Annotated in this window: 21 protein-coding genes and 1 pseudogene; 5 read left to right on the top strand and 17 right to left on the bottom strand. The window is 40.8% G+C overall.

What is annotated here, in order from left to right; all coding sequences use genetic code 11:
- Positions 1-286: 286 nt before the first annotated feature.
- The 7 genes from EHS11_RS19660 to EHS11_RS19630 are packed head-to-tail and all read right to left on the bottom strand — an operon-like array spanning position 287 to position 9,485.
- Positions 287-2,350: an AsmA family protein gene (locus EHS11_RS19660; RefSeq protein WP_135766092.1), complete on the bottom strand. Its 2,064-nt coding sequence runs from the start codon at positions 2,348-2,350 to the stop codon at positions 287-289.
- Between the two features lie 12 nt (positions 2,351-2,362).
- Positions 2,363-3,319, bottom strand: coding sequence for an ABC transporter ATP-binding protein (locus EHS11_RS19655; RefSeq protein ID WP_135766091.1), 957 nt, complete (start codon positions 3,317-3,319; stop codon positions 2,363-2,365).
- Complete coding sequence (locus EHS11_RS19650) at positions 3,306-4,295, bottom strand: ABC transporter ATP-binding protein (RefSeq protein WP_135766090.1); 990 nt, start codon at positions 4,293-4,295, stop codon at positions 3,306-3,308. Before EHS11_RS19650 ends, EHS11_RS19655 begins: the two co-directional genes overlap by 14 nt.
- Positions 4,292-5,335 carry an ABC transporter permease subunit gene (locus EHS11_RS19645; protein WP_167884510.1) on the bottom strand — a complete coding sequence of 348 codons (1,044 nt, stop codon included), beginning with the start codon at positions 5,333-5,335 and terminating at the stop codon, positions 4,292-4,294. The genes EHS11_RS19650 and EHS11_RS19645 overlap by 4 nt, the downstream gene beginning before the upstream one ends.
- Before the next feature lie 2 nt (positions 5,336-5,337).
- The gene (locus EHS11_RS19640) at positions 5,338-6,348 is read right to left on the bottom strand and encodes an ABC transporter permease subunit (RefSeq protein WP_135766089.1); all 1,011 of its coding nucleotides are present in this window, start codon (positions 6,346-6,348) and stop codon (positions 5,338-5,340) included.
- A 4-nt stretch (positions 6,349-6,352) separates the two neighbouring features.
- On the bottom strand, positions 6,353-7,438 hold the full coding sequence (locus tag EHS11_RS19635; RefSeq protein ID WP_135766088.1) for a lipocalin-like domain-containing protein: 1,086 nt from the start codon (positions 7,436-7,438) through the stop codon (positions 6,353-6,355).
- The gene (locus EHS11_RS19630) at positions 7,428-9,485 is read right to left on the bottom strand and encodes a SpoIIE family protein phosphatase (protein WP_135766087.1); all 2,058 of its coding nucleotides are present in this window, start codon (positions 9,483-9,485) and stop codon (positions 7,428-7,430) included. Before EHS11_RS19630 ends, EHS11_RS19635 begins: the two co-directional genes overlap by 11 nt.
- Before the next feature lie 66 nt (positions 9,486-9,551).
- On the opposite strand from EHS11_RS19630, the gene EHS11_RS19625 reads away from it, so the two are divergent.
- Complete coding sequence (locus EHS11_RS19625; RefSeq protein WP_135766086.1) at positions 9,552-10,010, top strand: hypothetical protein; 459 nt, start codon at positions 9,552-9,554, stop codon at positions 10,008-10,010.
- 8 nt (positions 10,011-10,018) lie between these two features.
- Here EHS11_RS19625 and ispF read toward each other — a convergent pair whose 3' ends face one another.
- From ispF to EHS11_RS19610, 3 genes are read right to left on the bottom strand one after another with little or no spacing between them, the layout of a single operon-like run.
- Positions 10,019-10,510 carry a 2-C-methyl-D-erythritol 2,4-cyclodiphosphate synthase gene (gene ispF, locus EHS11_RS19620; RefSeq protein ID WP_135766085.1) on the bottom strand — a complete coding sequence of 164 codons (492 nt, stop codon included), beginning with the start codon at positions 10,508-10,510 and terminating at the stop codon, positions 10,019-10,021.
- Between the two features lie 6 nt (positions 10,511-10,516).
- Entirely contained in the window at positions 10,517-11,503 is a 987-nt protein-coding gene (nadA, locus tag EHS11_RS19615; protein ID WP_135766084.1) for a quinolinate synthase NadA, read from the bottom strand.
- 32 nt (positions 11,504-11,535) lie between these two features.
- Positions 11,536-12,063: a hypothetical protein gene (locus EHS11_RS19610; RefSeq protein WP_135766083.1), complete on the bottom strand. Its 528-nt coding sequence runs from the start codon at positions 12,061-12,063 to the stop codon at positions 11,536-11,538.
- On the opposite strand from EHS11_RS19610, the gene EHS11_RS19605 reads away from it, so the two are divergent.
- Genes EHS11_RS19605 through EHS11_RS19595 form a run of 3 tightly spaced genes read left to right on the top strand, consistent with a single transcriptional unit; the run spans position 12,035 to position 14,868 of the window.
- Entirely contained in the window at positions 12,035-12,784 is a 750-nt protein-coding gene (locus EHS11_RS19605; protein WP_167884509.1) for a hypothetical protein, read from the top strand. The two genes, EHS11_RS19610 and EHS11_RS19605, sit on opposite strands and share 29 nt — an antisense overlap.
- 57 nt (positions 12,785-12,841) lie before the next feature.
- Positions 12,842-13,420 (top strand): penicillin-binding protein activator LpoB, encoded by a 579-nt coding sequence (locus tag EHS11_RS19600; protein WP_135766081.1) that lies wholly within the window; start codon positions 12,842-12,844, stop codon positions 13,418-13,420.
- 17 nt (positions 13,421-13,437) lie between these two features.
- Positions 13,438-14,868 carry a COG3014 family protein gene (locus EHS11_RS19595; RefSeq protein ID WP_246048089.1) on the top strand — a complete coding sequence of 477 codons (1,431 nt, stop codon included), beginning with the start codon at positions 13,438-13,440 and terminating at the stop codon, positions 14,866-14,868.
- Between the two features lie 277 nt (positions 14,869-15,145).
- On the opposite strand, the pseudogene ftsZ reads toward EHS11_RS19595, so the two are convergent.
- The 7 genes and pseudogenes from ftsZ to EHS11_RS19560 form a co-directional block, all read right to left on the bottom strand.
- Positions 15,146-16,100: pseudogene (gene ftsZ / locus EHS11_RS19590) on the bottom strand (cell division protein FtsZ); the annotation flags it as partial.
- 9 nt (positions 16,101-16,109) lie between these two features.
- On the bottom strand, positions 16,110-17,342 hold the full coding sequence (ftsA, locus tag EHS11_RS19585; protein ID WP_135766079.1) for a cell division protein FtsA: 1,233 nt from the start codon (positions 17,340-17,342) through the stop codon (positions 16,110-16,112).
- Between the two features lies 1 nt (position 17,343).
- On the bottom strand, positions 17,344-18,036 hold the full coding sequence (locus tag EHS11_RS19580) for a cell division protein FtsQ/DivIB (RefSeq protein WP_246048088.1): 693 nt from the start codon (positions 18,034-18,036) through the stop codon (positions 17,344-17,346).
- 180 nt (positions 18,037-18,216) lie between these two features.
- A complete protein-coding gene (locus tag EHS11_RS19575) occupies positions 18,217-18,582 on the bottom strand; it encodes an LIC_10421 family protein (RefSeq protein WP_135766077.1) in 366 nt (121 codons plus the stop codon).
- A gap of 384 nt (positions 18,583-18,966) precedes the next feature.
- A complete protein-coding gene (locus tag EHS11_RS19570) occupies positions 18,967-20,694 on the bottom strand; it encodes a caspase family protein (RefSeq protein ID WP_135766076.1) in 1,728 nt (575 codons plus the stop codon).
- A 60-nt stretch (positions 20,695-20,754) separates the two neighbouring features.
- Positions 20,755-22,032, bottom strand: a complete 1,278-nt coding sequence (locus EHS11_RS19565) for a DUF1574 family protein (protein WP_135766075.1) — start codon at positions 22,030-22,032, stop codon at positions 20,755-20,757.
- The gene (locus EHS11_RS19560; protein ID WP_135766074.1) at positions 22,022-23,557 is read right to left on the bottom strand and encodes an MBOAT family O-acyltransferase; all 1,536 of its coding nucleotides are present in this window, start codon (positions 23,555-23,557) and stop codon (positions 22,022-22,024) included. Before EHS11_RS19560 ends, EHS11_RS19565 begins: the two co-directional genes overlap by 11 nt.
- Positions 23,558-23,739: 182 nt before the next feature.
- Between EHS11_RS19560 and EHS11_RS19555 the strand changes: the two genes are divergently transcribed.
- Positions 23,740-25,584, top strand: coding sequence for a RecQ family ATP-dependent DNA helicase (locus EHS11_RS19555; RefSeq protein ID WP_135766073.1), 1,845 nt, complete (start codon positions 23,740-23,742; stop codon positions 25,582-25,584).
- Positions 25,585-25,648 lie beyond the last annotated feature (64 nt).

Raw genomic sequence — 25,648 nt, 5'->3', positions numbered from 1 at the left:
TGGCTAGGGGACTTTACAAATTACAATCTGCGGCAATCATGTGGAAGTTACTTACTTATGGGTAACGGGATGGGTCTAGTTCCCCACCCAAATCGGGCGGGGAATATTATATATACAAATACCCTAACCACCCTATTCTTTCTAAAATTTTTCCGAGCTGGAACAATCCCAGCGCTAGCGATCGAAGCGGAAATCCTTCGCGGACGCGAAGATTGGAGCGGAGAGCGCGGTCGTCTATACGAACACATCACCAAATTAGATCAATGCGAAGCGCCCCGGATAAGCTTCACTTGCCGGTTTTATTTTTTGTATCGTCTTCATTGGAAAAAAGATTTCGAAAGGACTTGATCCCGGAGCCGATCGTATCCGTGACATTGTCCACGGCCCGGTTCACATAATCCGACATAGCCGAACCGGCGATCCCGCCTACGGTGGCACCTGCAGGTCCTGCAAGTAAAATAGTACCAGCGTAAACGGAACCAAGCCATACCGGATCAATATAAGGGGTGCTAGTTCCGTAAGTGCCTTTGTAGATAATGGGAAGTTTCAATACTTTACCAGCTAATCCAGGTAATGCGACAGTGAAACCCATATCGATTTTTTTATCAATCGTAATGCTTCCGCTCCCGGAACCTGCGATTCCATCCGCCTTTAATACAAAATTGCTAAACTGAAATTTTCCGGAACCATAATTCATATCCACTTCGATTTCCTTATAAGGAGTCGCTCTTGTAAAATCTAATTTTTTCAAACTGATTAGGTTCCCAATGGAACTAATCGGCTTTAGAATGTTAGTATAACTGAGCAGCTCGCCTTCTTTTGATTTGAAGGCCGCATTAATATTCAAATTATCGGTTAATTCATATTCGGTGAATCCTTCTGTATTCAATTCGAAGTTTGTTTCCAGAGTTCCTGTGATAGGAGAATTGCCGAATTGATGAAATAAAATTTCTCCCAAAGCGATATTTTCCGCCTTTCCCATAATTGTAAGTTTTCGTTCCGTACCAAAAATCACATTACCCGTTGATGATAATTTACCTTTATAAAGTGCAAGATTCAATCTTTTAATCTTCATCAAACTTTTATGATACCCGAGTGCGAGACTCATTTCATCTGCAAAGATTCCCCTAATGTCGACTCTTCTCAAATTAAAGTCCAAATTCACATGCATTCGATCCACGTACCCTGTATCCGGCATATCTCTCGTAAGGATCGATTTTTCCAAATCAGCATCTAACCAAAGCTTAATGATATCCAAAGTAGCATTGACTTCCAGATAATCCGACCTTCCTTCAAAATAAATTTGAGGAATCTCTCCGAAAGTGATATAGCCCGATCCGAAAATTTTAATCTTCCCTTTCCATTCGGCGGATATATCTGAGAAAGATATTTTCTTTTCCTTAAAATTATACTCGATAAGAACACTGATATAAGCATCACCAAATGTATGCTTGCCTTTCATGGCAAGGTCTTTGATATTTACATTATCTGCTCTGGATGCGATCACTTCATTGGTTCTTTTGTAGAAGGGCATAACTCCCGTAAGCTTTCCATTTTTACAATCCGCATTGGGGAAAATCACAAGTATGTCTTGCAAATTGCTGCCTCTGAACTCATCAAAATGCGCCGAACCTTCCACGCGAAGATTCGCAAAATTCATTTCATCATATAAAAATGAAGCGTTTGTATATATTTGAAAGGTATCTTCATTGACTTTGCCGTACAGAGAAAAATCCAGACTTCTTAAATCCTTATCAATTTCAACACTGCTTTCCCAAATATAAAATTTGATTTTTCTACTATAGAGCTCATCGTCAAACTCTATCATTATATTTTTGAGTTCGAGCCCTTTAGGAAGACCTCCGAATATATCCGAAAACAAAAGTTTTTCTTCTACCGGAGTTTCTGAAACATTTGATACTGAGTTTTCCTTTTTTTTCTCTGTAAGCTTTGCAAACAAAGGAAAAGATTCGTTCTTTTCTCTTTTTAATTCGATCTTTCCCGTGTTCAAATAAATCCGTCTGATCTGAAGAGCTTTGCCGATGAAAACTCCGTGATAAATTTCTATTTTAACTTTCTGAACCCGTATCAATTGATCCTGGTTTTTAGAAACAGTAACTTGGCTCAGTTCGATTCCAGGGAATGGAAAAAATGTAGGGGTTGATTCTTTGTAATCGAAAGAAAGCCCGGATTTAGAATTAACTTCTGTTAGTATTATATTTTTATAATAGTCTGGATCAGCCATCAAAGGATAGAGAATCATAAACAGACTGATGGAAAAGATAACGATGGATGCTAAAAAAATAGTTCCAACGTATCCTTTGATTCTTTCCCTGAAAGAAATATACATGCAAATTAGAAATTAATTTTGCAATGGAAAATGGCAAGCTACCTTTTGATCTGTTGAAATTGTTTTTTCCAAAGGCCGTTCTTTTTTACAAATATCCTGTACATTCGGACAACGGGTATGAAAATAACAACCTGACGGTTTGTTAATAATACTGGGTATTTCACCAACTAAAGGTCGTTCAGGGGAATTTCTTTTTTTTATATCAAAACTTGCAGAAAACAATGCTTTTGTATAAGGATGAAGGGGATGATTGATGATTTTTTCCTTTTTGCCTATTTCCACGATCTTTCCCAAGTACATAACCGCAATCTCATCCGAGATATGATTCACTATATTCAAATCATGGGAAATAAAAAGATAAGAAAGATGAAATCTGTCTCTCAATTCCAATAAATTATTGACCACTTGTGCTTGTGTGGAAATATCCAAGGCCGACACCGCTTCGTCACAAATCACCAGTTCGGGCCTTAAAATCAAAGCACGTGCGATCGCAATCCTTTGTCTTTGTCCGCCCGAAAACTCATGCGGATATCTGGTTAAAATCGACTCGGGCAAATTAACTTGAGCCAAACTTTCTTTTGCTTTATCATCACGCTCTTTTTTTGACAAACCTTTGTGATGAACTAGCAAACCTTCTGTAATGATTTCTCCTACGGTAAGTCTCGGATTTAAAGAAGAATAAGGGTCTTGGAATATGACCTGAATTTGTTTTCGAACGGAAAGCAATTCGTCCTTTTTCAATTTATGAATCGACTTTCCATTATAGTCGATATCACCCGACTGAATACCAACTAACTTTAAAATAGCGCGACCCAATGTGGATTTGCCGCAACCGGATTCGCCTACCAATCCCAGTATTTTTCCAGGTGCGATTTGGAATGATACATCTTCCACTGCTTTCGTATAAGTAGGCTTTGAGAGAAATTTTTTATTTGTATAGGAGACTGTTAAATTTTTAACTTCTAACATTTTCTTCTCCTAAGGCAAAACAAAACGCGGACTGTGTCTCACTTAACTTCCGTAATATCGGTTGTGTTGTTGTGCAAATTTCCTTCTTAACAGAACATCTGTCTTGAAAATGACAGCCGACAGGATAATCTTTCGGACTGGGGACCATTCCTTCTATGATTTGTAATTTTTTTCCCAGTTTGTCGTGAGAAGGATATGCTTCTATCAATGCTTTCGAATAAGGGTGTTTCGGCGAATCAATGACTTCGTCTACGGTTCCGATCTCAACAATTCTGCCCGCATACATAACTGCAATTCTTTGTGCCAAGTGAGACACCAAACCTATGTCATGAGAAATAAACAATATGGACATCTTGATTTCTTTTTTGAGACGCAAAAGAAGTTGAATGAGCTGAAGTTGGATTGTTACGTCGATTGCGCTGGTCGGTTCGTCCGCGATGAGTAATTTCGGATCGCACATCAATGCCATCGCGATACAGACTCTTTGCAGCATTCCTCCGGAAAATTGATTCGGATATTGGCCTAATCTTTGTTTTGCGTCAGTGATTCCGACGGTTTGGAAAAGATACTCTGCTTTTGCCAATGCTTCTTTTTCCGTGCCTAGACCGTGATGAAGAAAACCTTCGATCATCTGCTCGCCGATTTTTTGGAGAGGATTCAAAGAAGAAAACGGTTCTTGAAAGATATATGCGATTTCCCTGCCGCGGATTTTCCTCATTTCGTCGGAACTCAAATGAAGCAGATCCTTGCCTAAAAAATCAATAGAACCGGTCGGATAGATTGCTTGATTTGTAGGAAGGAGCCGCGTCATCGCAAGAGAGGAAATCGATTTCCCGCAACCGGATTCACCTACCAAAGCGAAAATTTCACTTTCAGCAATGGAGAAGGAAATATCTTTGATGATACTGAGCTTGCCTTCTTCCGTATTCAATTGAACGCTTAGATTATTAACGGATAACAAAGTAGATGTGCTCATTCGTAGACAACCTTTTCCTTCGGATCAAACGCATCTCTCAGACCTTCACCAACAAACGCAGATAAGTTGATCGTGATAAACAAAGCAAGAGAAGGATAAGTAATCAACCACCAGGAACTCAATCTTTCCCTGCCTTGCCCGATGAGCTCGCCCCAAGAGGGATTGGGAGCGGGAATCCCATAACCCAAGAAGTCAAGAGCGGATAGTACTGAGATCGCCGAAATCAGAATAAAAGGTAAAAACGTAACCAAAGGTGTCAATGAATTTGGCAAAAGATGTTTCAAGATGATGGAACGGGAAGAGACACCCAAGGTTCTCGCAGCATCCACAAATTGTTGGCTTCTGAGTTTTAAAAATTCTCCCCGCATATAATAACTGAGTCCTATCCAACTTAACGAAGCATAGGTGACGAGTAGAATCAAAAATCCTCTTCCGAAAAAAGAGCCCATAATCAATATCAAATATAAAAAAGGAATGGCGGCTAAAATCTCAATGATCCTTTGCCAGATCAAGTCGATGTTTCCGGCATAATATCCTTGGATTCCACCGATGATGGAAGCTAAAATCAATTCGATCAATACGAGAATCAGACTGAAAGTCATAGCCAAGCGATAACCGTAGATAATGCGGGTGAATACGTCTCTTCCCCGATCATCCGTTCCGAACCAATGAACGAGAGAAGGTTTGGAAGGAGGATTGGAACCTTCCTCCAAACTTTCCAGATTGTCTTCATTGACACCGAAGGGAATCAAGGGAAACACCATGTAGTTTCCTGGTTTTTGAAAGGCTTCCGTTTTGTTTAATTTTTTATAATTCGGCTCGGTTTGGTTCGGCCCGCCGAATTTCGAATCGGGATAAAAGAAAAAAATAGGAAATGAAATTTCGCCTTCATGTGATACGAACAAAGGTTTGTTGTTTATCAAAACCGGTGAAAATAGAGATAACATATAACTGTAAAACAAAATAAGTAAGGAATAATAAGCTCTTTTATTGGACTTAAATTTTTTCCATTTGCGGATATTTGCAGGATTATTGAACATATTTATTCGAAATTGATGCGCGGGTCTATCGCCACATAACAAAAATCAGATATAATTTTTCCAACCAGACCCAAAAAGCTCTGAACCAAAAGCAATCCCATCATAAGATCCGTATCTCTTTCCTTGACCGCTTCAAAGCTGAGAAGTCCCATACCGTCTATATTGAAAACCAATTCTATGAACAAAGATCCTGAAAAGATCAAAGTCAGATTGCTTCCGAACCCTGTGGCAATGGGGATCAAAGAATTTCGAAATGCATGTTTGAAAACCGAATCTTTAAAGCTAAGTCCTTTTGATACAGCCGTTCTTACATATTCTTTTGCTATTTGATCGAGGAGGCTGTTTTTCATAAGTAAAGTCAAAACGGCAAACGACCCGATCACATAACAAAGCACAGGCAAAAACATATGACTCAACCGGTCGTTTATTTTTCCCAAAGTATCCATATCTTCGTAATAATCCGATACCTCATGACCCAAAGGAAAAAAGGAAAAAACCTCTCCCGATGCAAAAAGAAATAACAATAACATGGCGAAGGCGAATACTGGAATCGAGTAAGTGAAAAATATAATCAAACTCGTATACAAATCGTAAAGAGTCCCTTCTTTCAACGCCTTCTTGATTCCCAGAGGGATGCAAATCAAGTACGTGAGAAAAAATCCCGACAATCCGAATGTCAAAGACACCGGCAGTTTCTCCACGATCAAATCGGTGACTTTGCGGGAATGAAGTCTGGACTCTCCCAAATCAAATGTAACGATCTGACCCAGCCAATATAAATACGCAATGGGAATCGGTTTATCCAGATGAAGTCGCTTTTTTATGAGCTCGACTTCCTCTGCTGAAATCTGTTTGGCAGATGCGCCTGCGAGATTTGCCGCACCTTTGATTTTTGCAATCTCACTATCCAGCGGGCCGCCAGGTGCCAAATGGGAAATTAAAAATACCAAAAATGTGATTCCTATCAGAGTGGGAAAAATCAAAAGAAATCTCTTTAAAAAATATCTCCACATAAGTTTAAGGCTCCCACCATTTCTTCTTATAGGAATATCCCTTCAATTCTAAATAACCATTAGCTTTTATTTTTTTTTCATCCGAAGAAGTTCCCTCGGCCGATACCATTCCTTCCCAATAGATAGTTCCGGTACTTTTTCTTGCATCAAACTCCTGTTTGCTGAAAATCGGAGTGACTTCCCATTTCGCATTGGGAGTTCGAATGTTCCAACGAAGCGGATATTCGATCTTTGTGTCAGGGCTTTTCCACTTCTCATCTGAGACTGGATTCATACTGACTTCACCTTCTTTGGAATAGGAAAAAATTTTCCCATCCGGATCCCGATAAGTTCCGAATGTTTCCGGTTTTGCAGTCGAATTTTCTTTGAATCGAAAAACAACCAAATCGCTGCCATCCTCCGCAGATAAACAAATCCAATCCCAACCTGTTGTTTGTGCCCCAAGCGAATAAGACATACTCGGATCTTTTTTAATATCTTCCAAAGCCCCGCTCCATTCGTGATCCATCCAGGTTACTCCGGACAATACATTATATTTTTTTCCCTCTATGGAAAACCCACCCTTTGTTTTAAGTCTCGGATAACTGTAGTAATACGAAAATATCTCCAACCTCTTTCTTGACTTAACGGAATATCCGTCTTTACCATGCGATAAAATTCGGCCCGATCCTTCCAAATCAAAATCCAGGCTTATCTTTTTATCTTTGGGATTTGCAGTGATATGAAAACGATCCTTCCCCAAAATTTGCAGATGGTATTCACCACTCCAAATCAGGTCTTTATCAAAGCCCGCAAGCCCGCCCAAGCCTCTGTGCAATACATCGTTACTGTAATGGATTTGTTTGTTCGGATCGGAGATTGCAAAATGAACGGGGAAAATTTCTATTTTAGAAACGGAATCTTTGTCTTTTAAAGTCACTTTGAAAAAAGAAAGTTCATATCCGAATTTCAGATTTTCCGTCGTAACCAAATGACCCACGAAATAACACCATTCGATTCCATAGTCTCCGTGAAAGTTATGATCTTCGGGAAATTTGAATGCAGCAAGGTTGAAAAATAAATAGGTTAAAATTAAAAATCTATTCTTCATCTAACATTGATTCCCATTTCTTTTCTAAAGGGATAATGTTTTGATTTTGTTCATCAATTCGTTTCATTCGATCCAGCATATCTTTCATCTTCGCTTTTGCGCCCAGCTTCAAATATACCATTGCCAAATTATAAAGAACGGATAAATTATCATCTTTCAGAGAATGTGCTTTCTTCCATTCCAATTCCGCTTTTTCGAAAGATTCCAATTTATAATAACAAAAACCGAGCACCGCATGAGAAATATAATTATTGGTTTTAAAGCGATTGTAAGATTCAAGTAAAGAGGATGCTTCTTCGAACTTTCCCGAATGAGCAAGTGCTCTTCCGTAAATCAGCTGAGTATTCAATTCTCTCGGCAAAATCTCATAAGCTTGCTGAAAATATCCGCATGCTTTTTCAAAATTTTTCACCTTGTAGCACTCGTCACCTAACTTTCTATATTCGTCAAATTCGGGAAGTTTTGTGGAAAGCTGCCATCCCAATAAAGTAATATCATCCATAGGATCGGTCCCCATAGTGAATTCCTTATGAAGCTGCATGATATGTTCGATGGTTTCCTGGATCGTCATATCTGCACAAGATACAATTGCCTTTAACAATCGTTCTTCGCCATACGGAACACCTTTGTCACTCTCCGCTTCAGTGATTCCATCCGTATAAAGGAATAATTTATCGCCCGGTTCCAATTGAACGGAGTGATCTCTATAGGTATCTCCCCCTTCCGGAAACATTCCGATGAAAGTTCCTTCTCCTTCCAGAATTTCTGCCTTGTTGGTTCGTGCACGATGTAGGATCGGTCTGGGATGCCCGGCAGTCGAATAGACAACTTTATAATCGTCTTGTATCAAAGCATACACGCAAGTCGTATAACCTTGTTGCTTTACCAAATCCAACAAGTCCCGATTGATAAATTTAAAAGTCTCTGACGGCTTTCCCATTTTATAATTGGTAAATAACATCTTTGACAAAGCGGTGATAAAGGCCGCCGGCACCCCGTGACCGGATACGTCGCACACAACAACACCTAATCGATCAGATGCGAACGGAAAATAATCGTAATAATCTCCACTGACTTCCTGCATTGGATAATATGCGGTCCAAAATTGAATCCCTTTCCAATCGGGAATGATTTGAGGAATAAGACCTTTTTGAATGTTCTTTGCAAGACGAAGGTCTTTGGCAATTGACAATTGCTTTTTTTCCAATTCGAACTTAAAAGATTTTAAAACTTCGACCGCAGCTTCCAAATCCCTGTTTTCAATCGCAAGTTCTCTGGATTTATCCACAACATCATTGATATCGATGATGGAGATTTTTTCATTCAAAGTATCCCCTCTGGATACGATCATGACCTTGTGCCGATTGCTGCTGCTTTGGTCTTCGTTTGCAATTGCACGGGAAAGACTCAATGGCTCGTCTGTCCATATTAAGCGGTATTCGTTTACGTCCGCCCCGAAAATAATATCATCTCCCAGATCCTTATGGGATACATGGATACCGAATAACCTCGTTTTGGTCATATTGATTTTATAATCTTTCAACTCATATAGAACTGCGAGTCCGTTCAACATGCCTTGAAAAAAAATAGCATCGTACCATTTTTCCTTATAACGGGAAAGGTATTCAAATTGAAATAATGCGGTTTTTGGACCTGTAAAAAAAACATGTAAAAATACTGTTCTTGTTAGACGGTTGATTAAAATAGGAATCCGGTGAATCAATTCGTCTATGAAAATTTTCGTATCATCCAAAGGAAGCAGATCGAAGGCGTTTGTAATCAGGGTTTCCGTGCCCAAATGGTACAAAAGCCCTGAAATATCTACGGATTTGGCAATGGTTGAAATCAGTCGGTCTTCCAAATCTTGGGAAATCCAAAAATTGGAATCTTTTAGAATTTTTCGGTACGTTGTTTCTTCCACAATTTCAGGAAACGGATTCGCTCCGGAATAACTTTGGTGCTCCTGAAGGTAGGCTTTGATCAGCCCCGAAACCCTTCTGGAAGAAATTTCCCTAGCGGATAATAATTTTGATCCTTCCTCTGGCATAGACATTGTATCGGTAAAAACTAAATTTCAATCGCTCCTTATGCAATAGATTTTTATATGGAAGAAATGATTTGGTTTCTTCGGATACTTTTTATTTTTCTGACTGTTCTTGGTATCTCCGCCATTACAAAATCCAATTCAGAAATTGTACGGAGCACAACGACTTCGGCGAAATACGAGCCTGCCACAAAACTATTGTTACAGAATTATATCCCTCGTTTGATCCGCCTCCCTCTACCCAGGGAAGACATAGCTGTCAAATATCTGGGCGAAGATCTGCATTTGATTGTGGAAGAAGTGATTCCTAATGAAAAAATTTCCTGGAGACTGGAAGGATTTCAGAATTATCTCCATTTGCGGGAAGAATACAAATTCCAAACAGTTGAGAACAATGTTCAAGTAGAAGCAAGGGCGGAATTAATTCCAAAGCCGGGATTCGTTTCCCGTTTTATATTGTTATTCTTTGGAGATTCCACTCTCTCCGGCCTCTTGGACAAAAGCCTGAATTCTTTGCCCAAACCTTAATTCACAGACTACTTTTTAGAGCTTTTTTCCAATAAGACGGTGGCCATCACCATCACGCCTTCCGATCTGCCGAGTGCGCCCATTCCTTCGGATGTGGTTGCCTTAATGGAAACACAATCCAAAGGCAAAGACAGAATATTTGCCAAAGATTGAATCAGCTCGGATCGAATGGGATTAATTTTGGGAAGATCTCCCACATAAGTGCAATCCACATTTACCAATTTCCAACCGCGTTCCGTAATGAGAGAGATGCATTTTTTAGTGATGACCGATGAGTCCATGTTTTTGATCGAAGGGTCGGTGTCGGGAAAATGTTGACCGATATCTCCCAAAGACAATGCACCCAGGATCGCATCTGACACCGCATGCAAAATCACGTCAGCATCGCTATGCCCTAGAAACGCATACTCGGATTTGACTTCCACACCAGCTAACATAAGCGGGCGAAAAGGTTCGTGTATCAATTTATGGAAATCAATTCCGTTGCCGATTCTAAACATCAGATCCTACTTTTTATAACTCAACTCTAACATACGGTTGACGGACTTTTGAGCCAAACGAATCACTTCCTCGTCTAAGAAGATTTCAAACTGTTCGTAAAGCAAAGCATCTCTTACTTTTTCCAAAGTGATTTTTTTCATATGTGGGCAGGTTTGGCAAGTTGATACGAATTCTTTTTCGGGAAACTCGGATTTTATATTGTCCCCCATGGAACATTCGGTAACAAGCATGATCTTGTTTGTTTTCGAATTTTTTACAAAATCGATCATTTGAGATGTGGAACCGGAAAAATCGGAAACTTTTACCACATCTTCATGGCATTCCGGATGAGAAATGACAGTCAGCTCTCCACCAAATAATCGTTTTGCGGATTGAATGTCTTCCGGAGTGTATATTTCATGTACCATACATCTTCCCGGATGGGAAATGATTTTTTTTGTAGTATTGTTTCGAACGTTTCCGGCCAAATATTCGTCCGGCAAAAAGATCACCGTATCGGTTTCCATTGCATTGACGATCTGTACTGCATTGGCCGAAGTACAACATACATCCGTCTCAGCTTTTACTTCCGCAGAACAGTTCACATACGTTACAACGGGAACTCCCGGATATTGGGCCTTTAGTTTTTTTACGTCTTCTCTGGTAATGGATTCCGCGAGAGAACATCCCGCTTTCGGATCGGCAATCAACACTTTTTTGTTAGGCGAAAGTATCTTTGCAGTTTCCGCCATAAAGTGAACACCATTGAATAGAATGATGTCTGCGGTTGTATCCTTTGCCATTTTGGAAAGATAAAGAGAATCTCCGATGATGTCGGAAACACCCCAGAATACGTCGGGGGTCATATAATTATGGCCGAGGAGCACCGCATTTTTTTCTTTTTTTAAACGATTGATTTCGGCAACCAAAGGAAGGATTCTCCCTTCGATTTCATGATCCAAAAAAATCGGTTTAAGTTTTGAGACTAACTCATCGTTTGTGACTAATGACATAAAGTCCCCCTCTAATTATTTGACTGAAAAAACTAAATAAACGGATCGGCACTTAGTTTTGTGCCTGTTTCCTTAAGTCCCGAACTGGCTGGTGGGGTTCCGTTATCAATGGATGCGCAGTTATTGAACTGCAATTTCCATGCAGCATTCGCATTCTGAGTACTGCCCGTAGTGGTGGATCTTTGCGCTTTTCTGAAATCCACATTTGTATTGAAGGAAGATTTCTGGCAGCCTATGCCTTGGGTATAAATCAAGTTAACATCCGTAAAACAATTGAAGTACAATTCGGCAACCGAATCGGAACTTTTATCGGAAGGAGTGATTTTAGATTTTAATGCTGTAATGAGGGAAGGACAACCTGTCACCGCATTGTCAGGTGTTCCGACACATGTAGCTTCGCTCAGTAAAAACTTCTGACAGGATGAATTCACCCCGGAGCTTTGAGATAAAAGAACGCTCAGCAGTTGAGGATCAATTTCATCCTTCTTCTTTGGCTTGCAAAGATTGGTACTTACCAAAACAATCAAAATGATGAATAAGCGAAAACTAATCTTTTTCATTCTCCTTATACTTCTCGTTTTTATTTCCTTTACTGTCTATTTCCTTTTTTTTAAAAATACTTCCCTCTTCCGTAGCAAAAAGCCCTTTGATAGTAGTTCCGAAGTCATATGGAATCAGCTTTCCGGTCGGCCGGATCTGCTTTTAACGGAAGATTACCCGAGTGATTTAAAAAACTTTTTAGATGAACTTTTCGGGAAAGAAACCTACGAATGGGGAGCCGACAGATCTGTAACGTACGACTATTTGGTTCTCCATTTCCCGGGAGAAAGAGCATCCGTTCTCTATGCAATCTATGTTGCTTACGCAAATTATAGGGACGAAATCGCAAAATGGGAAAAAGATCCGAATCTAAACTCTTGGGAAAAACAGGAAAAAATTCTACAGATCAGAAATGATTTTTTTCCCAAAGGAATTAAGGAGATTCTTTTTCCCTATCATCCGAGCCAGACTGCGCAAAGTTTTCTATATTATGCAGAGAACTACGTTCAGAAAAATCCCTACAAGTTTTCTAAAGAAAGAAAATCACATCTCTTGAAAAAAAGACAAAGTCTTTATGGAGAAAGATTGCGTGAAATCGCAAAATGGGAAAATCAAAACTTAAAGACTGCAATCACAAAAATGATTTATGCCCGCGAATTGGAAGTAATGAATTCCTTGGAGAAAGAAATATTTTTACAACGGATCCTGGATGACGAATCTCATGCTGATTTTTGGAATTGACAAGCCTCGCTCGATCGAGTCTTATTTAGAGAACATTTCTTTCCTTAGGGAGCCTTCATGAACAAAGCATTCATTTCCTGTTTCAGCATCGTATTTATTTTAAGTTGTTCCAGCGGAGCAAAACGTCTGGACAATAATGCAGACTACGTTGCGGACTCCGGCGGATTGACTAGCCAGGAATTGGTTCGTGCCGCTGAAAAGTTAGCCGATGAAATCGGAGTATTCTTCAAAGAAAATCCACAAGAAGCAGGAGTATTTGTTGCCCATTTTCCAACACGCAATGACACTTCGGAACAAATCCAAACAGAACTTTTTGACAATGCATTCGTTTCCAAACTGATTAAAAACAAAGTTTACACCGTTCGCACAAAGACCAGAGAACAGTCATTAAATGAGATTCAATTCAGCCTTTCCGGTCTTACTTCCAACAGATTGTCCATTGGAAAATTAAAATCTCCCAACTACTTTGTTCGTGCCGATATCAATGAAAACCTATTCACCGCCGACGGTGAAAAAATTGTAGAACAATCCATCAATATCGAATTGGTGGAAGTGGAAACAACCATCGCAGTTTGGTCTGAAAAAGTATCCTATCGCAAACAAGCAGTTCGCGGAAACAAAGGTGTTGGTTGGTAGTTTTAAGGAGCTATAGATTGTTCCCTAAATATTCAAGCTTTTTTGCCATTCTGGGTTTTGCTGTTTTAGGTTGTGCATCCGATTATAAAAAACTGATCGAAGCCACGGAGAACGCCTACTTCAGCAAAAACTACGATTCAGCGATTCCTTCCATACGGGCACTTTACGAAGATTCTGCGACCAAAGACAGATTGCTCTTTCTGATGGAAGCCGGAATGATTTTTCATTCCAAAGGCGATTACGAAAGTTCCAATAAAGTATTCAAAGAAGCGGAAGACCTTTCCGAGAACATCAAAACAAGCATTACAAAAGAAGGTCTAGCTTTCCTTCTTTCCGACAATGAATCCAATTATACGGGCGAAGACTTCGAAAGAGTCATGATCAAATATTTCGTAGCCTCCAATTATCTTATGTTAGGTGATTTGGAAAATGCGAAAATCTATTTCAGACGTTTGGATTTCGAACTGAAAGAAATGAAATTCATCGCCGCTGAATACCGCCAAAACAATGCGGCACGTCTGATCGATGCGTTTGTTTCCGAAAAATTGGGGAGATACAACGACGCAAGAGTCCAATTCAGAAATATGGAACAACTTATGTCCGGAAACTCCGTGCTCATGAGCGATCGTTACGTACTCGCCGTCAAAGAAAACGATTCCCGTGATATGGGAAAATACGCAAAAGGCGCTCCTTTCGTTCAAGCATACAATCAATCCATGCAGAAAGTGGACATAAAATCACCTAACCTATCGGAGGTGATCATAATTCACGAAGCAGGCAAGTCCGCAACAAAAGAATCCCGTGGTAAACTTTTGGAAGACGAATACTTTGCTTTGGCGCTTCGAGGCGCAATAGAAATTGCGATTCGAACGGAAGGTGCCGGTGCTTCCGTGTCAGGAGTTCTTGCCACTCTCAGTACCGCTGAAAATCCAATTCCTATTTACAAAGAAAGAGACCTGGAAGGATCAGACAAACGTCATTTTTATATCAATGGAACCGACGTAGGTGCTCCGGAGATTTTAAATAATTATTCAGACACCGCGATGAAAAACTTCAATGACAACTACAAAGCAATCATTACCAAAAATCTAAGTTCTCTTGCAGTGAAGATTGTTGCCGCAGTGATCGCATCTGAAGCCGCTTCCCGCGCGATCGAATCCAGCATGGGAGACCGTAAAAAGAGAGGGGAAGGAGACTTGGTTTCCAGCTTGATTCGGTTAGCTGCAGGTGCCGCAGCAGGACTTGCCACTGCACAAACCATTGCACCCGATCTTCGTTGTTGGAGAACAATCCCTGCCAATTTCCAAGTCAAACGGATCTTTTTGGAACCGGGTGAGTATTCTTTTTCTCTGGAAGAGACTTCCGGACTGGTTACAAACGCTCCGAGCAAGATCGTTGTGGAAGAAGGAAAACCCCTCTTCCTGTCCATTCGATCTTATATCAATTAAACCGACGGTAATTTTTAAGTTTCGTTCTTTCTTCTTAAAAAAGCGGGGATATCATAATCCTCGCCGAAATTTTGAAAAGGTGAATTTTGCGACGAACGGTTGTTACCGAGCATCCTTCCTCCCCCCGATTTAAAATTACGATTAGATTCAAAATGAGAAGGTTCTTTATCCGACTTCCCTCTCTCTTCTGCTTTTCGAAGATATACCATGGGAGCAACTGTTTGTTCTTCAGCACCGACTGCTTTCGACTCACGCGCACTTTGTCTTTGGAATCCTTTCTTTTGAAAACCGGTGGCGATCACAGTCACTCGAATTCTATCTTCCAGGCTCATATCTTCGTTTAAGCCGATGATGATGTTTGCATCCGGGTCCGCTTGCGCTGTAATGATTTGCGATACCTCATTCCATTCATGAATGGTAAGATCGTTACCCCCGGTTACGTTGATGAGCAGAGACTTGGCTCCTTGTATGGAAGAATCTTCTAACAAAGAGTTGTTGACGGCCTGCTCTACTGCCTCCGTAACCCTCATCTCTCCGCGACCTTCTCCTACACCCAGAATAGCATCGCCTGTATCTTTCATAATGGTTTTGACATCGGCAAAATCCACATTGATAATTCCAGGATGATTGACTATATCGCTGATCCCGCGAACACCGTTTAATAGAATATCATCGATCACTCGAAAGGCCTGATCTACCGGAGTTGTTTTTTCCACAACTTGAAAAATAGAATCATTGCGGATCGTAATCAGTGTATCCACATTGGAACGTAGAAGATCTAAACCTTGTTTGGCGAGATCCGCACGTCTTTTTCCTTCGAAAGAAAAAGGTACGGTCACTACACCTACAACCAAACATTTCATTTCTTTTGCAATGGCAGCAATGATAGGAGCGGCACCGGTTCCTGTTCCTCCGCCCATTCCGGCGGTGACGAAAACCATATCGGCTCCTTTCAAAGCGGCAACAATTCGATCTTTGTCTTCCAAAGCTGCTTTTTGGCCAAGTTCAGGATCGCCGCCAGCACCCATCCCACGGGTCACTTTTGTGCCCAATTGGATTTTATGCTCAATAGGAGATTTCAATAATACTTGTTCGTCGGTATTCATTACAAGAAAATCAACGCCTTTCATTGCAGAGTTGATCATTCTTGTTACGGCATTCATTCCACCGCCACCGACTCCAACTACTTTTATAATGGCCGGGCTAGTTCTTTCTTCTTCTAGGTACAACATAGACTTTCCTTAGAGATTATTCTCCATCCAACGACGAACCTTCTTCATCAAACTATCTTGCTCAGAATTAGAATGTATATTTCTCTGTTCTAAGTTCTGCAATTTTGAAACATATTTAATCAAACCGATTGCCGTTGCATATTCCGGCGAAGAAACTTTATCCGTAAGGCCGGTAAGACCGGCGGGTTTTGCACGTCCCACAGACAACCGGAATACTTCTTCCGCTAAAACATCGATTCCATGAAGCAAGGATGTTCCTCCGGTGAGGATAACTCCACCGGCTAACGCGGGTTTAAAACCGGATCTGTTCAATTCATGATCCACCATTTCTAAGATTTCTCTGACTCTGGGCTCCATGATTTCCACCAATTCCTGACGGAAAATGGAACGGGCCGTTCTTCCCGAAATGGCGGGAATTTCTATTTTTTCGGTGGGATCTATCTGGTCTATCTGCGTATGACCGTATCTTTTTTTAAGAATTTCCGCCGTTTCAATCGTAGTTTTCAAACCAATCGATAGATCGCTTGTTATATGGAATCCGCCGAAGGGTACTACGGAAGAAAAAGCAATCCCTCCATCCACATAAACGATAATATCACAAATCCCCGAACCGATATCGACGACTACGGTTCCCAAATCCTTTTCGCCCGAGGTCAAAACCGCTTCCGAAGAAGCAAGCGAGGATAAGACCCGATCCATTTGAATGAGTCCCGACTGTTCCACGCAACGATCAATATTATTCAAAGCGGTGGAACCGCAGGATACGATATGCACTTCAGCTTCCAACCTAACACCAGTCATGCCAATGGGGTCTTTGATATTTACCTGGTCATCCACTTTGAATTCTTTTGTCAGAACATGAATGACTTGTTGGTCGCCCGGAACATGAACAGATTGGGCAGCTTCCACAACACGCATAATATCCATCTCGGAAACAGTACGTTCTCTGTTTGTGACTGCGATGATTCCTTTTTCATTGAATCCGTGCACTGATTTGCCGGAAACATTTACAACAACAGCGCCGATCTCCTGACCTGCCATAAGTTCCGCATCGCCGAATGCCTCGATGATGGATTTTGTAGTAGTTTCGATATTAACTATGGAACCGTTTTTGATTCCACCGGAAGGATAAGAACCTGTTCCTATGATTTCAATTTCATATTCATTGACAAGGCGCCCGATCACAACTTTGACAAGAGATGAACCTAGATCTAATGCTGTAACAATGGGTGCATCTTCCATATCAGTGATAGACTGCGTCTTCTCCCCTTAAATCAATTGTGGAAGCTTTTATATTTTCAGTTTCTAAATAAGCAAGAGAGGCGTATAATTTACGCATCGAATAAAAATCCAGTTTATCTCCCATAAATACTCTTGCCCGGAACGGAGATTTTAAATAAACAACAACATCACCGTCGTCTTCCAAAGATACTTCGGAGATTCTCGTCCGAAGAGCAGGATAACTAAGTATGGTTTTTCGCATTTCTTTTGTTATATCTTCAATTTGAGTACCTTGAACCACATTCCCAGTCACAGGAAAATCACCGGACAAAACGATCAGGCTTTCCGCTAGAACTTGGTTTTGTGAAATAATTTCACGGTTTTCATCAATCTCGTATAACATATCTCCCACGTGAACACCGAACTCTGCAACTTTTTCTTGTAAGGTGATCACAAGAAAACCTTCCCTATCCCGAGAAACCCGAACTTTTCTAATCCTCGGGTGAGTTAAAAGTTTTTTTTCCCAATCCTTCCAACCAACCATCTCAGGACCTATTTTTTCCGGGTCCACTTCCAAAAAACCCATTAAATCTGTGGGCTTCAAAACTTCCAAACCTTCAAAAACCAATTTCTGAATGGGTTTCGGGCTCTTCACCCAATGAAGGATCAATGCCAAAGCAATCACACCAGAGACAAATAATGCCAATGGTACCATATACTTTCGGTTTGGTCTTTTTTCTGAGTTTTCCGGGGTGTTGTCAACCATATATTGATTATGTCACATATGATGGTTTAGAAATCCTTGGATCGTCTGTCGATTGGGAAAAAGGGAGGGCATAAAAAAAGGCCAGGCATCTGTCTGACCTTTTGCAACCGTAAAGCTGAAAGCTTGGGATTAGTTGCTAGCGACTTGCTTTCCTGCCTCGGCAAAACTCATAGATACTTTTTTGTATTTTTGAGCTTCTCTTTCGAGAGCTTCTGCACGTTTGATCAAATCTCTTTGCTCATTGATCTGAGAAATGATTTTCCCACCGTGAGAAACTCGAGCTCTGTCACGAAGAGCTTGTGCAAGTTCGGTTTTTTCTTTGGCCACGTTCGCAAGGTATTCCGAAACGGCAGACTTTTGCGCTGGAGTAGATGCTTGTTCGATCACAGCATTTTCCAATAGTTCAAGTCTTTCGTTTGTATCTAGTGCATAAAGATTAGCAGTTGCTAAACCAAATCCTAGAACCCCTGTTGCGATTATTTTTGTTAGTTTCATAGTCTTTTTACTCCTCTCTAGAGTAGGGAACCTCTTTTGGGAGATCCCTCTTTTTGTTTTGTATGGCTCTATTAAACAAAAATACCCGATTAATTTCAATCCCGAAAAATCAAGAACCCTGCTTAATGACCTCGTTTTAGTTAAAAATCAAGAAAAAAGTGAAAAAATTAATCCAAATTAGATTAATTTTAATCACTCATGATATAAAGTCAGATTCTTAAGAAATTTTTAAGCACAAACTCCTTTTTTGTCCCTGGTTCTTATAGAAAATTAAGATTTTTTCTTTGTGAATTTTATAAAAAAGCCAACCACGAACCCCTGCTGGAAGCAAGATTGTGATTGGCTTATCTAAGTCCGAAAGGAAAGCCCGAGGATCTTTAAGATTTAATACTTCGTTTTGGTGTAGCTTAACTTTTTGTTGAGGATGATATCTACTTTTGTTACTTCTCCGGGAGTTACAATGATCTCCGAGTTCTCCAACTTCATCTCTTCCATAAAACTGGCTCTGATTTCATATTTGCCCGGTTTCAAGTTGGTAAACCAGAAATATCCGTCTTTGTCAGTCGTTACTTTGAAGATTTGGTTGGTAGCTACCACAGTAGGCATATAGATCGGGTGTTTTTCAATCGGGTTGTCCAGGGTTTTGTAAAAAACTCTCCCTTGGATCGCGCCATACCCATCCATAGAATTGATCACATCCACATTTGTGGTTTGTTTAGGGATCACAGCCGCCGCGGTTTTATAAATCGGGTAATTGTCCGCTCTCACTTCAATCTGGTGCACACCGGCCGGAAGTTTGTCGATTTTGATATTGTAGATATCTCCTGGAACCAAAGTTCCGTTTTTGGTGATTGCGCCCCAAATTTTGGATTTTTCCGTAGTGACAGTGGATTTGTATTCTTGGTCATCCACTAGCACCTTTATCTTTCTCAGTTTGTCCTCTGCAGTTCCTTTGGAAGAGCTGAGTTTGCCTTGTTTGTTCAACAAATCATAGGGGGACTTGGAAGCCACACCTCCGTAGGATTTGTCTTTGATGATGGAAGTCCGAATCAAAATATCACCAGTCGTGATCGAAGGCACAACAGGAGGTTCTACTTCTACGATCGGGGGAATAGGAACGGTAGTATCATTCGAAGGAACTGTTTCCGGTTCAGGGGTAACCTGTGTTTGGTTGTTGGTTGTGTTTGTAGTGTTGTTATTCGTATTGTTTGTTTCAGGAGGTTTGATCGGCTCGTTGATCACAATGTTCGGCGGAGGTGGAGGAGGATCTTGCGGCTTTGGAGAACCTGTTAGAAAAATCCCTGCTGCATTTCCCGAAACTTGCGGATTTTGCTGATGATTGAACTGTTTTGCCATTTTGACCGTATCGTCTTTTGCAACAAAGAATGCTTCCAGTGCCGTTACCACCGAATCATTGTTCAAATCCGCTTTGTCCAAAGCCAAACCCAGGTTGTATGTAAAAATACCGTGGTTGATTGATCCGCCTACTTCGATGGAAGTTTCATCCGAATCGGAAGAAGAAATCACAGCCTTGTCCTGGAAAAAATAATCTTCCGGATTTTGACGTACAACTCCGTCGTTGCCTTGTGCAATCGGAACATCCGAAGCACCTCTGGTATTTTTTCCTTTTTTGGCAATTCCTCCCGAATAACAACAATCCATCACAAGAACTGTTTTGGGAGATTTGATATCGCTTAAAAATTCATTGAGCTCTTCATCCGAAACATGGGGACGATCGTAACAAATCAAATAATTGCGCATTCCGTTTTTGGCTTTTGCATCTTTCTGATACATACCGTGACCGGAGAAATAGATGATTACGGAATCGTTTTTGCCTGCTTGTTTCCCTAGAGTGGAGATCGCGTTTTTGATATTGTCCCGAGTCACCATCTGACCCAATAGAACTTTGATATCTTTGAAATTGCCTTTTTTTTGGATCTTGTCCCGAAGGAATGTAGCATCCGCTTCACAAAGGCCTAACTCGGGGATCTTCGCCGTATTACCCTTGTAATTGCTTCCGATGAAAAGCCCGTACCGATTTTGTGCGGAAAGGGAAGTAATGAGCAAAAACCCTATAAATAGGGAAGAAAGAATACTTCTAAAAGAGAACATGAATGGGATTCCTCTCAGTTTCATTTGAGTCTTTCAATTAGAAGGTCTATAAAAGGGAAATCAATTGGATTTTTCTCTATTTTGCAAAAAACGAAAGACTTCCGGTAAAATAAAATTATGAAATTCCGCATTCACTCTGGACTCTCCCCTGCAATCATAGTGGATGTTATCCACAAAAAAATCAATTGGGTAACCCGAATCCGGGAAAAAGAAAGAACCTACTTCAGGATTGGCATTTAAAAATTTACGAAGTTCACCCAACTTGTATTGAACCTCGGGAACATTCTCCCTCTCCCGTATCCAAGGCATATAAACAAAACCGAACCGGATTCCTTTTTCTTTCGTATAAGCTATCAGATCTTTCAAAACCAAATAATCCGGTTTTTCAAAACTCGTAATATCCGCGTTATGTGAAATATTTCTGACTTCTTCTTTTGCCTGGATTCTGGCCAAGGCAGCAAGTTCGGGATTTACACGATTGGAAATATTGTATTTACCCAGATGACGTTCGATCTGGTCTTGGATGATCAGATTGTCTTCTCTTTGGGAATGAGAAGGCATACAAAGTCCTGCTTCCACGTTTTTGCAATCTTCACAAAACTTTGATTTGGCGAGATAGTCTTTGGAAAGTTTCCAATGGGAAGAACTGATCAAATTTCGAATTCCGCCATGAAAACGATAGGATTGGTAAAGAAGAGGAATTGCCTTGGAAATGATAAATAATCTTTCCACACCTTCGTATTGATTCCAAAGTTCGGAAATGGAAAACTGGTGAAGGTATCTATGACCGAAAAATTCCCATAGAATTTGGTCCGCATCATCCTGCTTTCCGCCGTAACGAATGATATTTTCTTTTTTAGGGGACTGAAAGATATTTTTTTCCCAACCTTCCCTCCATCTCCGAGCAACATATTGGGATATGCTTTCGTTCGAGGCGACGACTTTTCCGCTGGGATCATAAAGAGGAGGCCCGTAACCCGACGAATAGAGCTTAGGCGAAGCTGCAAACAGAACCATTTTCGGCTTTTTGTTTCCAGCATTCAGATATTTGTCCAGAAAGAATCGGTAGTACTTCGGTCCCATCGCGGGAAGACTGTGGTTATATACGGAAAATTCCTTGTCATTTTTGGGAGAATATCCTTCCAATGCCATCGAACGAGAATCACCTAACACAATAATATCGGCGTCGGCTTTGCCGGACTCCACATAGTTTTTTTTCAGATTTACGAAAAAGATTTCAGGTTGTTCGAAATAATAAATATCCGTTAGTCGAATAATGATTTCGAGTACCGCGAAAAAAGATAAGGCGAATAGAATTCCGATAAATTTAGAACGCAAAGTAGATCACCTCTTTTCCAAATATACCTTTGGTTAGAATCAAAAATCCGACTACGCAGAAGATAAACGCCTGTATGAGATAATGGTATTTATAAAACCAGTATCTGTCTTTTTTGAAATAAGTAATTCCATCCAGGATAAAGAGAGGAAGAGTGATTTTTAACATCTCTTGGAATAAAATCCAGGATGATTTCACACCATTGGTCGGAGCAAGACTCCAATCCCAAAAACAAAATACCTTTTGAAAATAAAGCAACATCATACTTCCGTCGTAACTTCGAAATGCAACACCGCTCACGGCCACCAATACATAGATCAACATACGGGACGCAGTACCTGATACGAAGGATTTGAATGTAATTTTGTTTTCCATTTCCTCTTCTTTCTTTTTAGGAGCGAAAAAAGCCAGGTAAACTACCGTATAAACTCCTTGCATGGTTCCCCAGGTGACAAATGTCCAATTGGCTCCGTGCCAAAATCCGGAGACTACAAAGATGATAAACAGGTTTCTGAGTTGTTTGAATTTTCCAAAACGGCTTCCACCGAGGGAAATATAAATATAATCCCGAAACCAACGATTCAATGTTATATGCCACCTATTCCAAAACTCGATAGGGTTACGGGAATACTCGGGAGTTTCAAAATTGACAGTCAATGTAACGCCAAGTAGGCGGGACGTACCGAGCGCAATGAAAGAATAACCTGCAAAGTCGCAATAGACTTGCATGAGTAAACCGAGACAAGCCACGAAGATCTGACTTCCGTCAACCGTTGCGATGAGTCCGGGATTCGCAAGATACATTCCCTTGCCGCCTAGAAATACCTGGTCGATGTACATTGCCAGATTGTCCGCAACATAGACCTTCATAAAATAACCCAAAAGGATATCCCAAAGTGCCAAAGGAAGTACATCCAAAGTAGGAAACTTCGGTCTTTTCAATTGAGGAAGCAAGTCCACCGCTCTTTCGATCGGACCTGCCACCAGTTGCGGAAAATAATTTACGAAAAGTGCAAAATCAAAAAAATCTTTTTCGGGTTCTATCTGTCCGCGATACACATCGATTGTATACGACATGGTCTGAAAAGTATAGAAGCTGATTCCCACAGGCAGGACAAAGTTTTGCAAAACCATGATGGAGCCGAAGGAAAGAGGGTTTCCTCCCCAATTGCCAACTAACGCATTGTATGACGATACAAAACTGGAAGTAAAAAAATCGAAATACTTCATCGTAAATAGAAGCCCCAAGTTCGCTACGATGGAGAATGCTAAAAAAAGTTTTTTGCCCCTGCCGGATTTGGAACGTTGGATTCCAAGTGCCGCGAAGTAGTCGATGAAAGTACTCGTAAAGATAAGAGTGAGAAAAAACCATTCCCACCATCCGTAAAAAAAATAAGAGGCGGCGAGTAACCATAGATTTTGTGCACGAAGTGCCCAAGAGCGATCTTTAGCAAAGTATCCGAAAACTAGAAATACCGCATAAACAGCTATAAAGAATAGAACGAATACAAAAGTATTAAAAAGCATGAATGGTTATTACAAGTTTCAGACGGGATGGAATTATTAAAGTGAAAAAACGACTGATTTTCAGAATCTCATTTGCTTTTTGCTGCTGATGTTTTCCTATTCCGTTCCGGTTGTCTCCCGAACCTCCTACTTATCCGTTTAGGTGTTGACCAAAATCCGTTTGGATTTATCCTATTCCTTGTTTGGATCTTTTAACTTCTCTTCATTCCCAGTTTGGCTTCAACCAGTTTCGCTCCGGTCAAAAGGAAGCGATCGAGTCCGTCCTTTCCGGAAAAGACACTCTGGCCATTCTTCCGACGGGAGCCGGCAAATCACTCATCTACCAATTGCCGGCAAGTCTCCAAAAAGACAAACTAACTCTCGTTATTTCACCACTTATCGCTCTTATGAAAGATCAAACGGAGAGTCTGCTTTCTAAAGGAATACCTGCCGCATTTTGCAATTCCACGCAAGACGAACTGATGCAGATGAAAACAACAGCGCAGGCTGTAAACGGTTCTTTGCGTGTTCTTTTGATTTCTCCCGAGAGAGCCCTCTCTCCTAGTTTCTTAAAAGTATTCAAAGAAATGAATTTATTTTCCCTCGTTGTAGATGAAGCCCATTGTGTTTCCCAGTGGGGGCACGACTTCCGTCCCGAATACAGACAGCTACATTTTTTAAGAGAGAGGCATCCTTCACCTAACTTTCCTATTTTGGCACTCACGGCCACCGCTACTGAAAAAGTAAGAACCGATGTGCAAGCCGCTTTGGGAATGAAATCCCCCCGAATGGTGCTTTCCACTTTCTTTCGTCCCAATCTTAAATTTTCCGTGGAATATCCTAATTCGGAACGTGATAAGGCCGATCGCCTTTTGGAACTTTTGGAACCTTGGAAAGATGATAAAAAATTTGCAGGACGTACCATAGTATACTGCGCCACCCGCAAAAAAACGGATGAAGTGTTTGAATTGTTAAAAGATTTCGGATTCACTGCAGGGAAGTACCACGCAGGACGCACGGACGGAATTCGGGAACGAACTCAAAATGCTTACACAGGAGGAAAGGTTCCCATCCTTGTGGCAACGAATGCTTTCGGAATGGGGATGGATCAGCCTGATGTACGTTTGGTGGTTCATTACCAGGTTCCCGCCTCTCTCGAAGCATATTACCAGGAAGCCGGAAGAGCCGGAAGAGACAACAATTCCGCAAAATGCGTGTTATTTTACAAAAATGCGGACGTAGCCACCCAAGCGTTTATGATCTCCAAAGAAAGCAACTTCAAAGGAGGAGACAGTTTACTCAAACATATCAAGGATTATGCCAATCAGGAAAGATGCAGGCAGGTTCAACTTTGCGAATACTTCGGAGAGTCGATCGAACCTTGCGGATCTTGCGACATCTGTTCCCATTCCACAAATGGAAAAGACAGAAAGGATTTTTTGCATGCGGAAGAAATCAAACAGCGCAAAAAAGAAGAGAAACGAACCTATGAATTCGATTCGAACGAAGAGGAATGGATCTTAAGTTTTTTAGCGGAACATCCCGGAGTCTTCGGAAAGACCATCATAGCGAAGACGTTAGCTGGTAAAACCACGAAAGACGTACTTCGTTACCGAATGGAAAGAAACCCGTTCCACGCAAAACTAAAACATATCCCGGAAGAAGCAATCATTGCCAAATTGGAATCCTGGACGGAACAAAGAAAAATCCTAGTCGCAGGCTCCAAATACCCAAAACTCTACCTTCCTCAATTCTCTCCCGCAAAGAAAAGAATTGGGAAAGAAGGCGATTCCGAAAGCTTGGTAAAAAAGACCAAAACTCCTACTGTCAACTCACAGATATTACGTGAATTGATGAATTACCGGGATAGAAAATCCCGTCAGCTCAAATGGAAAAAATTTATGGTCTTCCAAAACCCCGTTCTGAAACGCATTGCGGAAAGGAAACCCAGAACTCTTTCTGAACTGGAAGCGACCAAAGGAATCGGTCCGGCCAAAGTGGAAAAGTTTGGAAGCGAAATATTAGAAATCTTGGAAAAGTGGAGATGAATTTCCGCAGATAGTGACATAATCTCTCTAACAAAGATTTTAATTTCTAGTTGTACTTCTAAGA

The organism is Leptospira ilyithenensis, assembly GCF_004771005.1.
GTDB classification, from domain to species: domain Bacteria; phylum Spirochaetota; class Leptospiria; order Leptospirales; family Leptospiraceae; genus Leptospira_A; species Leptospira_A ilyithenensis.
This window is presented reverse-complemented; position numbering and strand designations above follow the sequence as displayed.

Coding starts and splice junctions, on each gene's coding strand:
- EHS11_RS19660 (WP_135766092.1), bottom strand. CDS start 2,350: ATGTATATTTCTTTCAGGGAAAGAATCAAAGGATACGTTGGAACTATT.
- EHS11_RS19655 (WP_135766091.1), bottom strand. CDS start 3,319: ATGTTAGAAGTTAAAAATTTAACAGTCTCCTATACAAATAAAAAATTT.
- EHS11_RS19650 (WP_135766090.1), bottom strand. CDS start 4,295: ATGAGCACATCTACTTTGTTATCCGTTAATAATCTAAGCGTTCAATTG.
- EHS11_RS19645 (WP_167884510.1), bottom strand. CDS start 5,335: ATGTTCAATAATCCTGCAAATATCCGCAAATGGAAAAAATTTAAGTCC.
- EHS11_RS19640 (WP_135766089.1), bottom strand. CDS start 6,348: ATGTGGAGATATTTTTTAAAGAGATTTCTTTTGATTTTTCCCACTCTG.
- EHS11_RS19635 (WP_135766088.1), bottom strand. CDS start 7,438: ATGAAGAATAGATTTTTAATTTTAACCTATTTATTTTTCAACCTTGCT.
- EHS11_RS19630 (WP_135766087.1), bottom strand. CDS start 9,485: ATGCCAGAGGAAGGATCAAAATTATTATCCGCTAGGGAAATTTCTTCC.
- EHS11_RS19625 (WP_135766086.1), top strand. CDS start 9,552: ATGATTTGGTTTCTTCGGATACTTTTTATTTTTCTGACTGTTCTTGGT.
- ispF (WP_135766085.1), bottom strand. CDS start 10,510: ATGTTTAGAATCGGCAACGGAATTGATTTCCATAAATTGATACACGAA.
- nadA (WP_135766084.1), bottom strand. CDS start 11,503: ATGTCATTAGTCACAAACGATGAGTTAGTCTCAAAACTTAAACCGATT.
- EHS11_RS19605 (WP_167884509.1), top strand. CDS start 12,035: ATGAATAAGCGAAAACTAATCTTTTTCATTCTCCTTATACTTCTCGTT.
- EHS11_RS19610 (WP_135766083.1), bottom strand. CDS start 12,063: ATGAAAAAGATTAGTTTTCGCTTATTCATCATTTTGATTGTTTTGGTA.
- EHS11_RS19600 (WP_135766081.1), top strand. CDS start 12,842: ATGAACAAAGCATTCATTTCCTGTTTCAGCATCGTATTTATTTTAAGT.
- ftsA (WP_135766079.1), bottom strand. CDS start 17,342: ATGGAAGATGCACCCATTGTTACAGCATTAGATCTAGGTTCATCTCTT.
- EHS11_RS19580 (WP_246048088.1), bottom strand. CDS start 18,036: ATGGTACCATTGGCATTATTTGTCTCTGGTGTGATTGCTTTGGCATTG.
- EHS11_RS19575 (WP_135766077.1), bottom strand. CDS start 18,582: ATGAAACTAACAAAAATAATCGCAACAGGGGTTCTAGGATTTGGTTTA.
- EHS11_RS19570 (WP_135766076.1), bottom strand. CDS start 20,694: ATGTTCTCTTTTAGAAGTATTCTTTCTTCCCTATTTATAGGGTTTTTG.
- EHS11_RS19560 (WP_135766074.1), bottom strand. CDS start 23,557: ATGCTTTTTAATACTTTTGTATTCGTTCTATTCTTTATAGCTGTTTAT.